The sequence below is a fragment of the Halopiger thermotolerans genome, from assembly GCF_054654555.1.
Map to the genome: position 1 here is coordinate 2,147,506 of NZ_BAAIEU010000004.1, position 13,791 is coordinate 2,161,296.

General features: G+C 68.0%; 10 protein-coding genes. 2 read left to right on the forward strand and 8 right to left on the reverse strand.

Going from position 1 to position 13,791, the window contains the following annotated elements:
- Positions 1 to 237: 237 nt before the first annotated feature.
- The 5 genes from ppsA to ACYQ26_RS18510 form a co-directional block, all read right to left on the reverse strand.
- On the reverse strand, positions 238 to 2,586 hold the full coding sequence (gene ppsA, locus ACYQ26_RS18490) for a phosphoenolpyruvate synthase (protein WP_459810354.1): 2,349 nt from the start codon (positions 2,584 to 2,586) through the stop codon (positions 238 to 240).
- Positions 2,587 to 2,757: 171 nt separating this feature from the next.
- The gene (locus ACYQ26_RS18495; RefSeq protein WP_459810355.1) at positions 2,758 to 3,663 is read right to left on the reverse strand and encodes a PhzF family phenazine biosynthesis protein; all 906 of its coding nucleotides are present in this window, start codon (positions 3,661 to 3,663) and stop codon (positions 2,758 to 2,760) included.
- Positions 3,664 to 3,741: 78 nt separating this feature from the next.
- Positions 3,742 to 4,020 carry a hypothetical protein gene (locus ACYQ26_RS18500; RefSeq protein WP_459810356.1) on the reverse strand — a complete coding sequence of 93 codons (279 nt, stop codon included), beginning with the start codon at positions 4,018 to 4,020 and terminating at the stop codon, positions 3,742 to 3,744.
- Positions 4,021 to 4,068: 48 nt separating this feature from the next.
- Positions 4,069 to 5,505, reverse strand: a complete 1,437-nt coding sequence (gene thiC, locus ACYQ26_RS18505) for a phosphomethylpyrimidine synthase ThiC (protein ID WP_459810357.1) — start codon at positions 5,503 to 5,505, stop codon at positions 4,069 to 4,071.
- Positions 5,506 to 5,653: 148 nt separating this feature from the next.
- Entirely contained in the window at positions 5,654 to 6,058 is a 405-nt protein-coding gene (locus ACYQ26_RS18510) for a carboxymuconolactone decarboxylase family protein (RefSeq protein WP_459810358.1), read from the reverse strand.
- Between the two features lie 397 nt (positions 6,059 to 6,455).
- On the opposite strand from ACYQ26_RS18510, the gene ACYQ26_RS18515 reads away from it, so the two are divergent.
- A complete protein-coding gene (locus tag ACYQ26_RS18515; RefSeq protein ID WP_459810359.1) occupies positions 6,456 to 7,151 on the forward strand; it encodes a phosphoribosyltransferase in 696 nt (231 codons plus the stop codon).
- A 42-nt stretch (positions 7,152 to 7,193) separates the two neighbouring features.
- Here the strand turns inward: ACYQ26_RS18515 and ACYQ26_RS18520 are convergent, their stop codons facing one another.
- The gene (locus tag ACYQ26_RS18520; RefSeq protein WP_459810360.1) at positions 7,194 to 9,734 is read right to left on the reverse strand and encodes a heavy metal translocating P-type ATPase; all 2,541 of its coding nucleotides are present in this window, start codon (positions 9,732 to 9,734) and stop codon (positions 7,194 to 7,196) included.
- Between the two features lie 74 nt (positions 9,735 to 9,808).
- Positions 9,809 to 11,278 carry an MATE family efflux transporter gene (locus tag ACYQ26_RS18525; RefSeq protein WP_459810361.1) on the reverse strand — a complete coding sequence of 490 codons (1,470 nt, stop codon included), beginning with the start codon at positions 11,276 to 11,278 and terminating at the stop codon, positions 9,809 to 9,811.
- A 143-nt stretch (positions 11,279 to 11,421) separates the two neighbouring features.
- Between ACYQ26_RS18525 and mtnP the strand changes: the two genes are divergently transcribed.
- On the forward strand, positions 11,422 to 12,282 hold the full coding sequence (gene mtnP / locus ACYQ26_RS18530; protein WP_459810362.1) for an S-methyl-5'-thioadenosine phosphorylase: 861 nt from the start codon (positions 11,422 to 11,424) through the stop codon (positions 12,280 to 12,282).
- A gap of 42 nt (positions 12,283 to 12,324) precedes the next feature.
- Here mtnP and ACYQ26_RS18535 read toward each other — a convergent pair whose 3' ends face one another.
- Positions 12,325 to 13,644 (reverse strand): methyl-accepting chemotaxis protein, encoded by a 1,320-nt coding sequence (locus tag ACYQ26_RS18535; protein WP_459810363.1) that lies wholly within the window; start codon positions 13,642 to 13,644, stop codon positions 12,325 to 12,327.
- Between the last annotated feature and the right edge of the window lie 147 nt (positions 13,645 to 13,791).

The window sequence follows — 13,791 nt, forward strand, 5'->3', positions numbered from 1 at the left end:
CGAGCGATAGCGAGGGCCGATCGACGACGTCCGCGAGGGACGAGTGAGCGACCGCCGGGAGCGAACGAGTCGGCTGGGGAGGGCGTGGCGATTCCTCGGTGTCACGATAGCAGGACAGCCGCTTTCTCTCGGACAGAGCCAGTACAGAGCCGGAAGAACGGAACGAACCGCACGGCCTCACACGGCCTCGAGCAGCAAAATGAGCGTACTGAACCGCGACGCCGACGCTCGTGGCGGTCAGCGAACCGACTCGAGCAGCAGCTTCTGCTCGACGCGTTTGACCTCGTGTTGAACGTCGCGGACGGCGTCGATGTTCGCCGAGATGGAGCTGACGCCCTCGTTGACGAGGAACTGGACCATCTCCGGCTTCGAGCCGGCCTGGCCGCAGATGCTCGTATCGACGTCGTGCTCGCGGCAGGTCTCGATGACGTCGCCGATCAGCCGCAGCACGGAGGGGTGTAGCTCGTCGAACCGGTCGGCCACGTTCTCGTTGTTGCGGTCGACCGCGAGCGTGTACTGGGTGAGGTCGTTCGTGCCGAAGGAGGCGAAGTCGATCCCCGTCTTGGCCATCTCCTCGACGGCCAGCGCCGAGGCGGGCGTCTCGATCATCACGCCCCACTTGCGCTTGTCCGGGTCGATGCCGGCCTCCTGCATGAGTTGCTTGACCCGGTAGACGTCCTCCGCGTCGTTGACCAGCGGGAACATCATCTCGACGTTGTCGTAACCCATCTCGTAGAGCCGCCGGAACGCCTCGAGTTCGTGGGCGAAGACCTCCGGCCGGTCGAGCGAGCGCCGGATGCCACGGTAGCCCAGCATCGGGTTGTGCTCGTTCGGCTCGTCCTCGCCGCCCTCGAGTTGGCGGAACTCGTCGGTCGGCGCGTCCAGCGTCCGGGTACGGACGGGGCGGGGGTAGAACTCGTCGGCGACGTGGCGGATCCCTTGGACGAGTTCGTTGATGTAGGCGTCCTCGCCGTTCTCCTCGATGAACTTCGCCGGCGTCTGGTTCAGCGAGAGGATCATGTGCTCCATCCGCAGCAGGCCGACGCCGTCGGCGCCGGTCGCGGCCGCGCGCTCGGCGGCCTCGGGGATGGAGACGTTGACCTTCACCTCGGTCGCGGTCATCGGCTTGACCGGCGACTGCGGGCGGACCTCCTCGACGGGTTCGGTCTCCTCCTCGGGTTCGACGCTCTTGCCCTCCAGCACTTGACCCTTGTCGCCGTCGAGCGTGACGACCTGGCCGTCCTCGAGGACCGAGGTGGCGTTGGTCGTGCCGACGACCGCGGGGACGCCGAGTTCCCGGGAGACGATGGCGGCGTGGCTGGTCATGCCGCCCTCGTCGGTGACGATCCCGGAGGCGCGTTTCATCGCCGGCACCATGTCGGGCATCGTCATCTCGGTGACGATGATGTCGCCCTCGCCGACCTTGTCGAGGTCGTCGAGCTTCGTGACGATCCGCGCGGCCCCGCTGACGGTGCCCGGGCTCGAGCCGAGCCCGTCGACGATGACCTCGCCGGCCGCCCCGCTGTCGGCGCCGTTACCGCCACTCCCTGCGGTCTGGACGCCGCCGCTGCCGTCGGTGACGCCCTTCGACTGCGCGGCGTCGACGGTGTCTTCGATGGGGTCGGCCGCCTCCGTGGCGTCACCCTCGTCGATCGTGGTGATCGGCCGCGACTGGAGCATGTAGACGTCGCCGTCGACGATGGCCCACTCGACGTCCTGGGGCTCGTCGTAGTGGTCCTCGACGCGTTCGCCGAGCTCGACCAGGGCGTCGATCTCCTCGTCGTCGATGACGCGTTCGGTCTGCTTCTCGTCGGGGACCGGCCGTTCGACGGTCTCGCCGGTCTCCTCGTCCTTGACGTGCATCACCTTCTTCTCGGCGACGGTGACGTCGACCGAGCGATCGTCGCGGGAGACGACGTAGTTGTCCGGCGAGACGGAGCCGGAGACGACGGCTTCGCCCAGCCCCCACGCGGCCTCGATGATCATCGTCGGATCGCCGGTCGAGGGGTGGCTGGTGAACATGACGCCGGACTTCTCGGCGTCGACCATCTGCTGGACGACGACGGCGATGTTGACTGCGGAGTGGTCGAACCCCTGCTCCTGGCGGTAGTAGATCGCCCGCTGGGTAAAGAGGGAGGCCCAACACTCCCGGACGCGATCGAGCAGATCCTCCTCGGTGACGTTGAGGAACGTTTCCTGTTGCCCGGCGAAGGAAGCGTCGGGCAGGTCTTCGGCGGTGGCAGACGAGCGTACGGCGACGAACGCCTCCCCGTCGCCGACCTCTCGATACGACGCGAGGATCTCCTCGCGGAGGTCGTCGGGGAACGGCGTCTCGAGGATGAGTTCCTGCGCGCGGTCGGCGGCCTCGCCGAGGGCGCTCGAGTCGTCGACGTCGACGTCGACGGCCGCGAACAGCTCCTCGTCGATGCCCGCTTCCTCGATGAACGAGCGGTAGGTTCCCGCCGTCACGACGAAGCCCGGCGGGACGGGGAGCCCCGCACCCGTGAGTTCCCCGAGAGAAGCGCCTTTACCGCCGACCCGCTCGAGATCGCCGGCGTCGATCTCGTCCAGCCAGAGTACAGCCATCTGTATCTGCGTGGTCATCGGAACGGCTAATGAAGGTTGCGAACGATCGTCACGGATAACAACTCGAGATCGAGTGAATCGCCGCCACAGAGTGGCTATTACTGCCGGTTTCGAACGACTATGTAATCAGGTTATCAATACGAAACCGATCGCTATCGGTGTACGCGGCCGTCAGGCCTCGAGGATGTCGTCCGCCTCGATATCGGGGACGGCGATGGTCCCGTCCAGCGCGGTCACGCCGCGACCGCCGACGCGTACGCCGCCCTCGAGGCGGACGCGCACCAGCCCCGGCCGGTCGACGTAGTGGCCCTGCTCGAGTCGCAGTTCCTCCGGGAAGTCGTCGTCGAACGCGCCGAAGCGGTCGAGGTAGGCCGCGACGGCGCCGCTGGCGGTGCCCGTAACGGGATCCTCGGGGACGCCCGCGCCGGGCGCGAACATCCGGCCGTGCAGCGTCGAGTCTCGCCCGAGCGCGTCGAAGGTAAAGAGGTAGATCCCCGTGGCGTCGACCGACTCGGCGAGTTCCTCGACCGCCTGCATGTCGGGATCGGCGTCGCCCAGATCCGAGAGGTAGGTGATCGGCACGATCAAGAAGGGGAGGCCGGTCGAGGAGACCGCGAGCGGAATGTCGTCGCTGGCACCCTCGAGCGCGGCCTGACTCACGCCGAGTGCGTCGGCGACATGGTCGTAGCCGACGTCGACCTCGCGAATCCGGGGCTCGTCCTGGGTCATCCAGACCGTGCCGTCCTCGTCGACCTCGATCTCGAGGACGCCGACGTTCGTCTCGAGAGTCGTCGTCCCTGGCTCGAGCCCTTCGTCGTGGAGGTGCGCGAAGGAGCCGATGGTCGCGTGGCCGCAGAGATCGACCTCCTGCGTGGGGGTGAAGTAGCGAACGCGCCGGTCGGCTTCGGGGTCGTCGCTCGAGCGCAGGAAGGCCGTCTCGCTGACGGCCATCTCGGCGGCGATCGACTGCATCTGCCCGTCCGTGAGCCCGTCCGCGTCCGGCACGACGCCGGCGGGGTTGCCGGAAAGCGGTTCGTCGGTGAAGGCGTCGACCTGCACGATTCGCGTCGTCTCCATACGAGGTCGGTCGGTCGAGCGCGGTATGAATCCTCGGTCCTCGCCTCGAGTTTCGCCTCTCGACCTCCGTCGCGTCCGTCAGTCCTTCGCGCTCACTACTTCGAGCCCGTCGCCGGCGTCGGTTACGCGGACGTACAACAGGACGCGGTCCGGCTCGGGATCGATCACGTCGCCGAGTTCAGGCGCACAGCCCATCATGCCGATCTCGTTGAACCCGCAGGCGTCGCAGACCGCCGCGTCGGCGATCGGCTCGTAGCCGTCGCCGCGTTCGTCGGCGGGCACGTAGCCCGCATCCTCGATCGGCTCGCCGCACTCCGCGCAGGACAGCGTCGGCGTCGAGAGCAGTTCCGTGGCCATGGTCACGTTCCACTAGCGGCCCGCGCTACATAGAACCGCGTGCCCGCCTCAGTCGTCGTCCGCCGACTCCGCCGGATACTCCGCGCAGTCCTCGAGCGGCGGCAACTCGCCGGACTCGTGCGTCCCGACCGGCGGCAGGTTCACCTCGGCGGCCGGCGAGGCCTCGAGGTCCGTCCTCGCGTCCAGTTCTTCCATCTCGCCGTCGGCGCGCGCGTCCTGGTCGATCCGCATCGAGCAGAACTCGGCGCCGCACATCGAGCAGAAGCGGGCCTCCTTGTAGTTGTCCTCCGGCAGCGTCTGGTCGTGGTAGTCTCGAGCGCGGTCGGGATCGAGCGCGAGGCGGAACTGCTCGCGCCAGTCGAAGTCGTAGCGGGCCTCCGAGAGGGCGTCGTCCCAGTCGCGCGCGCCGGGCCGCTCGCTCCCGACGTCGCCCGCGTGGGCGGCGATCCGGTAGGCCGCGAGACCGTTGCGGACGTCTTCCTCCTCGGGGAGACCGAGGTGCTCCTTCGGCGTGACGTAACAGAGCATCGCCGCGCCGGCTTGCGCGGCCATCGCGGCGCCGATGGCGCTGGTGATGTGGTCGTAGCCGGGCGCGATATCGGTCACGAGCGGCCCGAGCACGTAGAACGGCGCGCCGTCGCAGACCTCCTGCTGGCGCCGCACGTTCTCTGCGACCTTGTGCATCGGGACGTGGCCCGGGCCTTCGACCATCACCTGAACGTCGTACTCCCAGGCGCGGCGGGTCAACTCACCGAGCGTGTCGAGTTCGGCGTACTGGGCCTCGTCGCAGGCGTCGGCCAGACAGCCCGGCCGGAGGCTGTCCCCGAGGCTGAAGGTGACGTCGTGCTCGGCGAAGATCTCGCAGATCTCGTCGTAGACCTGAAACAGCGGGTTCTGCTCGCCGTGGGCTTCCATCCACGAGGCCATGATCGAGCCGCCCCGCGAGACGATGCCGGTCTTCCGGCCGTCGGTCAGCGGCAGGTGCTCGGCGAGGATGCCGGCGTGGATCGTCATGTAGTCGACGCCCTGTGCGGCCTGTTTCGCGATGATTTCGAGCAGCAAGTCCGTCGTAATCTCCTCGGGACTCCCCGCCTGCTTGACCGCCTCGTACAGCGGCACCGTCCCAATCGGCACCGGGGAGTGCTCGATGTGAGTCTCGCGGATCTCGTCCAAGTCGCTGCCCGTGCCGAGGTCCATCACCGTATCCGCGCCGTAGTGGACCGCGGTGTGGAGCTTCTCGAGTTCCGTCTCGAGGTCGCTGGTCGTCTCGCTGTTGCCGATGTTGGCGTTGACCTTCGTCGCGAACTCGCGGCCGATGATCATCGCGTCGAGGGCGTCGTGGTTCCGGTTGGCCGGGATGACGGCCTGCCCCTCGGCGACCTGCTCGCGAACGAATTCGGGGTCGCGGTTCTCGCGCTCGGCGACGCGCTCCATCTCCTCGGTGACCGTGCCGTTTCGGGCGGCGGCGATCTGGGTGTTCGCCATCGATAACTAGGTTATATTATCGGGTTATAAATAGCTACCCCAACCATCTCGAGCGGCGGATGACAGCGTCGTTCAGACACGATGCGTATAAAACGGCGTCGCAGTCGGCCAATCGACGGTAAAAGAAATGTCGCGGTCGGATAGCAGATCAGTCGTCGCCCGCCGCCTGCATCCGTTGGTCCTCGACGTGCTCGACGATGTCGGCGGTCTCGGAGACGAACGTCTCGTGGTCGACCTCCGCCCCGTGGAGCACCGACGAGAAGAACCGGACGTCGCTCGCGACCGCGATCGCTTCGGCCAGTTCCTCGTCCGTCGCGTCCTCAAGTTTCGCTTCCTCCGTGTGGAAGTGGACGCAGTACGGACACTGAATGGCCGCCGCCGCCCCGAGACCGACGAGCGCCTTCTCCCGTTGCGCGAGTTCGGTCTCCCCCAACTGCAGATCGCGAACCGTCTTCCAGCAGTGGTCCGCAGCCGGTTCCGGGAGCGCCTCGATCCAACTCGGAACCCGCCCGAGGTACTCTTCCATTTCCGCTTTCATTGCTGACGATACCATGGTGAACCCCCTGAGCCTCCCGATACCGAGGCCCGTTCCGCCGGTCTCTTCGAGAGACTCACGATCTATTACGCGCCAGTAGTAGATGAAACTAACTCAATGATGTCTGATACCACGTATCATAGAATTTGCGGAAAACGGGCTGGTCGTACGACCGATCCGCCGCGGAGCGTTCACCGTCTCGCCTTCCGGAGACGGTACGCTACTCGAGCGTCGCGATCGGTCCGCCGCGAGAGCCACCATCATCGACTCGGTCGCGTCATCGGAGATCGGCACCGGTCGCGTTTTCGACGGCTATAGCTAGGTGCTATTGTATCGGGTACGGGCGGCGATCGGCGGACCGTATTCAGCCCACTTATGAGGTTCCCGCCCGGTCACTCGAGTAGGTGGCCACTAGATGTCCGACTTACCGGACGATTTCGACTGTACGATCACGAACTGGGAGTACATTTACAGCCTCTGTCGCGACGTCAGCGACGACGTACGCCGCGACGAGTTCGAACCGGACGTCATCGTCGCGCTGGCCCGGGGCGGCTGGTTCGCGGGCCGGTGTCTCTGCGACTTCCTCGGGCTGGACGACCTGACGAGCCTGAAGATGGAACACTACGTCGGCACCGCCGAGAAATCGGGCGAGCCCACGGTTCGGTACCCGATGCCGGAGGGCAGCGTCGAGGACAAGGACGTGCTCATCATCGACGACATCGCCGACACCGGCGGCTCGATCAAGCGCGCCTACGAGTACGTCGACGACCGCGGCGCCGGCGAAGTTCGGACGGCGACGCTGCAGCTGCTCCAGACCAGCGAGTTCGAACCCGACTACGTCGGCGAGCAACTCGAGGACTGGACCTGGATCGTCTACCCGTGGAACTTCATCGAGGACATGATCGACCTGATCTCGGGGGTCATGGAGCAGGCCGACCAGGAGTCGTTCACGCAGGAGGACATCCGACACTACCTCGCGGAGTTCCACGGCGTCGACCGCATCGAGATGGAGATCGCCCAGCCGAACCGGATTCCGGAGGTCCTCTCGGAGATGGAACGCCGGGACGTCATCGAGGGAAGCGGTCCGGGCGAGTGGAAACTGGTCGAGTAAGCGCCGGCGCGGAGTCGTCCGTTCTGCCGTCGATTTCGCCGTCTACGAGTCGTCGAGCAGCGGCCACGACACGTTCGCCCCGATACAGAGCGCACCGACGGCGACGGCCGCGATCGCGAACAGCGGATTCAATAGCCCCAGCGCGGCGACCGGGATCGCGATCGCATTGTAGACCAGCGCCAGCGCGAGGTTTCGCCTGACGCGTCGCCGCGCCGCTGCCGCCAGCCGGAAGGCGCGCTCGACCGCGGACAGGTCGTCCTCGACGATCGCGAGGTCCGACGCGTCCGAGGCCAGCGCGGTGCCGCTGCCGAGCGAGATACCGAGGTCGGCCTCGGCCAGCGCGGGCGCGTCGTTTGTCCCGTCGCCGACCATCGCGACCCGTCCCTCGCGTGCGAGGCGCCGGACCGCTTCAGTCTTCCCCGCGGGCGGGACGCCCGCGAACACGCGGTCGACGCCCTCGTGGCTGCGGAAGAACTCGGTCGCCGCCCGCTCGTCGCCCGTGAGGACGACGATCTCGACGCCGTTCTCGTGGAGACTCGTCACGGTCTCGTCCCAGTCGTCCCTGGGCTCGTCCCCGACCACGACGAGCCCGTCCGCGCCCCCGTTTCGGCCGACGCCGATCGGCAGGTGTCCCGCCTCGCGGGCGCGCTCGAGCCGCTCCTCGAGGTCGGCGCCGAGGGGCCAGTCGCGCTCTCGAAAGAGGTCCGGGTGGCCCACGAGGACCGCGTCGCCGTCGACGCGCCCCGAGACGCCGGTGCCGTGGTTCTCGAAGTCGCGGACCTCGAGGGTCGAGACGCCCCCGTCGGTGCGGCGCGGTTCGTCGGCGTCGGTACTCGAATCGACGTCCGCCCCGAACGCCGCCGCGATCGCCGTCGCCGCCGGGTGGGACGCTCGCCGCTCGAGCGCCGCCGCGGCCGACAGCAGGTCGTCGGGCGCGTCGGCCTCGAGGACCGACATCTGGCCGGTCGTGAGCGTTCCGGTCTTGTCGAAGACGACGACGTCGACGTCGCGGAGCCGCTCGAAGACGGTCTCGTCGAAGACGACGATTCCCTGTGCCATCGCGTCCCGGATGTTGGCGGCGACCGAGGCCGGCGTCGCGAGGCCGAGCGCCCACGGGCTCGCGACCATGATCGTCAGCAGTGCGGCCAGCGAGGCGGTCGCGGGGTCGCCGACCCGGACGAACTGCACGGCGCCGACGACGACCGCGGCGCCCAGAACCAGCGGCGCGAGTCGGGCCGCGAGCGCGTCGGCGCGCCGTTGCACGCCGTGGGTTGCGCTCTGGAGGTTCCAGACGACCTCCGTCAGGCGCTCGATGCTGCTTTCCGTCTCCGGCCCGACGTCGACGACCGCCGCGCCGTCGGTGACGACCGAGCCGCCGATCACGTCGTCGCCCGGCGCCTTCGCGACCGGGAGCGACTCGCCGGTGACGACCGCCTCGTCGACCGTACACGCGCTGTCGGCCAGCACGCCGTCGACGGGCACGCGCTCGCCCTCGCGGACGAGCACGCGGTCGTCCGGCTCGAGGTCCGCGACGGGGACCGAGGCCGTTCCGCCGTCGGCCTCGAGCACGCGGGCCGTCTCCACCTGCGAGACGGTGAGGTCGGTGAGCCGTTCGGTCGCCCGTCGTTTGACCGTCGCCTCGGCGTAGATCGCGGCCATGACGAGGGCGGCGACGGCGATCGTCAGGTCGTAGTAGAGGTCGATCCGACCGAGCAGAAACGAGAGCGTGCCGTAGACGTACGCGCTGACGATCGTCAGCGCGGCAAGCAGTTGCGTGTTCGGCCGGCGCAGTTTCAGGCTGACGTACGCGCCCCGCAACAGCGGGAGGCCGGTCAGGTAGAGGACAATGCCGGTGACGACGAAAAACAGCGGCAGAAAGAGGAGGTTGTCGAAGCCCGTGAAGGCGGTGTCGTAGTAGCGCAGCGGCCCCCAGTCGGTGTAGGCCGCGAGGAACACCGGGTAGAACACGGCGGCGTAGGGCAACAGCAGGAACGAGCCGAAGACGATCCCGGCGATGTACCGGACCTCAAGGAAGTCCTCGCTGCGGCGCTTGCGCAGCCCCGACATCTCCCGCGCGCGGCGGGTGGTGCCGGCGTCGTCGTCGGCCGTCGCCTCCTCCCGGAGGTAAGCCGTGTAGCCGACGGTACTCAGCGCGTCCCGCAGGTCGGCCTTCGAGATTCGCTCGGGATCGTGGTCGACCCGAACGGACTCGGTGACGTAACTCGCCGCCGCGTCCGCGACGCCGTCCCGTTTCTCCGCGACCGACTCGAGGAACGACTCGCAGGTCGCCGAGTGCATGCCGTCGACGCGGAAGAAGGTGCGCTCGAGGTCGTCGTCGCCTGACTCGGTCCTCGAGGCGGCCGCCTCGAGCGGTGCGCCGTCGCCGTGGGCGCCGTCGCCGGCGGCGGATTCCGCGGGCCGGTCGAGCGTCGCATCGATCTCGCGACAGCCGCTCGAGCAGTAGGTACCGGTCGCGTCGTCCGCACCCGACGCCGACTCGACGGGGCCGGCCGGCTCCGAGACCGGGCGCCCGCACAGCGTACACCGCGATTCGTCCCCCCGGGCGTCCGATGACGATGCCACACCGGACGTGCGCGCTCGAGGACAATAACGGTGGTCCGTAGCCGTCGCCTGGCGTGACGGTCCGGTCCGCCCCGTTACTCGGCGACGGGTTCGCTGTCGGCCTCAGCCTGGTCCGGCGGGCTCTCGGCGTCGGCCTCCTCGGCACCGCCCCCGTCGTCGACGATCGCTTCCTTCCACGTCCCGCGCGTGAACCACGCCGCGGCGGCGATCGCGCCGGCGACGTCGCCGAGGACGACGGCCGTCCAGATGCCGGTCGTCCCCCAGTCAGCGAGGAAGATCAGCGCGTAGGCGAGGGGGATCCGGACGATCCAGAGGCCGAAAACGGCGAAGGCCAGCGCCGTCTTCGTGTTGCCCGCGCCACGAAACGCCCCCTGGACCACCTGCAGGACGCCCATGAAGACGAAGCCGAACGCGGCGAACCGGAGGTACGTCGAGCCGTACGCGATCGTCGCCGCGCGGCCCGCCTCCTCGGCCGTGACGAACACCGAGACGAACGGCTCCGGAAAGAGGAAGGCGAACAGCCCCGCGACGGCCATGATCGCCGCGACGACGCCCGCGCCGAGCCGGACTGCCCGCTCGGCCCGATCCGGTCGGTCGGCGCCCAGGTTCTGGCCGACGATCGAGTCCATCGCCTGCCCCATCCCCAGCGCGGGGAGGAAAGCCAGCGAGATCAGCCGGTTTCCCAGCCCGTAGGCCGCGACGACCGGCGGCGGGAACGTGACGACCATCGCCGTCATCCCCGTCAGCGCCAGCGCCGTCATCGACTGCTCGAGAGACGTGGGCACGCCAAGCCGGACGATCTTCCGGACGTATTCCAGCCGCGGCCGGAGGTGGTCGGGCCGGATGTCGGGGCCGACGTCGGTGTAGTACAGCAGGTAGAAGCCGATCGCCGTCGCGATCGCTCTCGAGAAGGCGGTCGCCAGCGCGGCGCCGGCCATCTCGAGGCGCGGCAGCGGCCCGACGCCGAAGATCAGCAGCGGGTCGATGGCGACGTTGATCAGGACGCTGACGAACATCACGCGCATCGGCGCGCGGGTGTTGCCGTAGCCCCGCATGAGCGAGACGAACACGAAGAAGCCGAATACGAACGGCAGACCGAGGAAGAAGACCCGCAGGTACTCGGCGGCCAGCGGAATGATCTCGGCCTGCGTGTCGGCGTCGGCGGGGAGGACGGCCAGCATCGGCTCGGTCGCGACGTAGCCCAACAGGCCGAGGCCGATCGCGACCAGCGAGACGAACGAGATCGTCTGTCCGGCGATCAACCCGCCCTCGCCGCTCTCGGCGCCGGTGTGCTGGGCGACCAGGATCGCGCCGGCGGTCGTGAAGCCGCCCCCGACCGCGATCAGCAAGAAGAGGAGCGGAAAGGCGAGGCTGATCGCGCCGACGGCGTCGGGCGACAGCGCGCCCAGCCAGAAGGTGTCGCCGACGTTGTAGGCGACCTGCAGCAACTGGATGACGACCAGCGGCCACGCCAACTCGAACATCGGCCGGACGAGGGGGCCGTCGGTCAGGTTCCCCTCGTCCGAGACTCGGCCGGACGACATACCCGTACTCTATCGATCTGACCACTTGACCGCTCGTGAGATGTGATATCGATGATCAATAACCGGGGAGAACCGGTAGCCGTCACTCGAGGCCGGCGATCGAATCGGCCGATATTTGAATCCCGGTCGACCCACTAGGAAGCATGACGATCGGAGTCATCGGCGGCAGCGGCATCTACGAGGCGCTGCCCCTCGAGAACACCCGCAAGGAGGAGGTATCGACGCCCTACGGCGAACCCAGCGACGCGGTCACCCTCGGCGAACTCGCCGGGAAGGAGGTCGCGTTCCTGCCCCGGCACGGCGAGGACCACCAGCACGCGCCGACCGACGCATCCTACCGGGCGAACATCTACGCGCTCAAGTCCGTCGGCGTCGACCGGGTCATCGCGACGAACGCGGTCGGCAGCCTCCGCGAGGACCTGCCGCCGCGGACGCTGGTCGTCCCCGACCAGATCTTCGACCGCACTAAGCACCGCCAGCCCTCCTTCTTCGGCGACGGGATGGTCGTCCACATGGGCTTTGCCGACCCCTACTGTCCGGAGATGGTCGACCACCTCTCGACCGCCGCCGCGGAGGCGACCGACGACGACACGAAGACCGAGAAGGGCGGCACCTACGTCTGCATCGAAGGCCCCCAGTACTCCACCCGCGCGGAGAGCGAGTTCTACCGCGATCAGGGCTGGGACGTCGTCGGCATGACCGCCATTCCGGAGGCCAAACTCGCCCGCGAGGCCGAACTGAGCTACGCGACCGTCGCCGGCGTCACCGACTACGACGTCTGGAAGGAGGACAACGAAGTCACCCTCGAGGAGGTCCTCGCGAACGCAGAGGCCAACCAGGACGCGATCAACGAGGTCGTCGAGCACGCCATCCGCACGATGCCCGACGACTTCGAGAGTAAGGCCTGGAATGCGCTCGAGGGGACGATCAACACGCCGACGGAGGCGATTCCCGAAGACACTCGTGAGCGCATCGACCTGCTGGCCGGCGATTACCTCGACTGACTCGTCGACCGGTCCGTCTCGATACCGCAAAGACGAGCGCGTTCAGTCGAGCACGTCCTCGATGTCCCGCTCGAGGGACTCGATGCTCGCTTCGATGTTCTCGACCATCGCCGTCTGCTGGTCGGTCGCGGCGGCGACGTCCTGCACCGAGTCCGCCACCTCGTCCCCGCGCTCGGCGACCGAATCGACCATCGTCGCGATCTCCTCCGCGCTCGCGGCCTGCTGGTCGGTCGCCGTGGCGATCTCGGCGATCCCCTGATCGGTGTCCTCGATCGCAGAGAGGATGTCCCGCTGGTTTTCGACGACGGTCTCGATGTCGGCGACGACGCTTCCGATCTCCTCGTTCGTCGCCTCCACGCTGTCGACCGTCTCGAGCGTGGTCTCGCGGACCTCCGTGACGATCCGTTCGATCTCGTCGGCGCGCTCCTTGGACTGCTCGGCGAGGCTCTTGATCTCGTTGGCGACGACGGCGAACCCGTCGCTCGAGGCGTCGCTGTGGGCCGCCTCGATGTTCGCGTTGAGCGCCAGCAGGTTGGTCCGGTCGGCGATGTCGTTGATGACCTCGACGATGTCGTCTATCTCGTCGATCCGCTCGGCCAACTCCGTCGCGTCCGCGGCGACGTCGTCCGCCTCCGCGGCGACGTCGTCCATCGTCTCGAGCGTGTCCTGGGCCGTCTCGACTGACTCCTCGGAGAGGGTTCGCGCCTGTTCGCTCTGACTGCTGACCTCCTCCGCGCTGGAGGCGATCTCCTCGACGGTCGCGCTGAACGTCGACACCTCGTCCTGCACGTCCGCGAGGCTCTCGGACTGGTCCGCCGCGAGGTCGCTGATCGCCCGCGAGTTTTCGGCGACGTTCGACGTCGACGCCTGAAGCTCGTCGACGGCGCCCTCGACCTCGTCGCTCATCTGCTCCTGCAGGTGCTGGATCTGCTCTCGCTGCTCGACGAGCGTCGTCACCCGCGTGAGAACCTCGACGGCGCCGACGACCTCGCCGGCCGGCGTCGTGATCGGCACGCCGAGCGCTCGAGCGTGCGCCAGCTCGCCGTCGGCGGTCTCCGCGGACCGAATGTCGTCCTCGCGGATGACCCGACCGGTGCGGAGGACCTCTTCGGCGAGCGTTTCGTCCTGCCCTTCGGTCCCGAAGACGTCGTACGCGTGCTGGCCGACGACCTGCTCGGGCGGGTAGCCGGTGAGATCCTCCGCGCCGGCGTTCCAGTCCGTGATGTAGCCGTCATCGTCGACGATAAAGGCCGGTTCGGGGAACGTCTCGACGAGCGTGGTAAAGGCGTGTCGCCAGAACGAAGCGAGATCCGCGTCCGCTTCCGGTTCGATATCGTGCGCCGGCTGTGTTTCGGTCGCCATTGGTTTCTGCCGAAGACACTCCGCCACTCCCCCTTATAGACGATGGCGAAATAGAGTCGGTGACAACCGACGGCAACGGATTCGCGTTTCGAATCGCCCGCGGTGACCACGCGGGCAACCAAACATCTCGCAGGACGCCGGACGCGA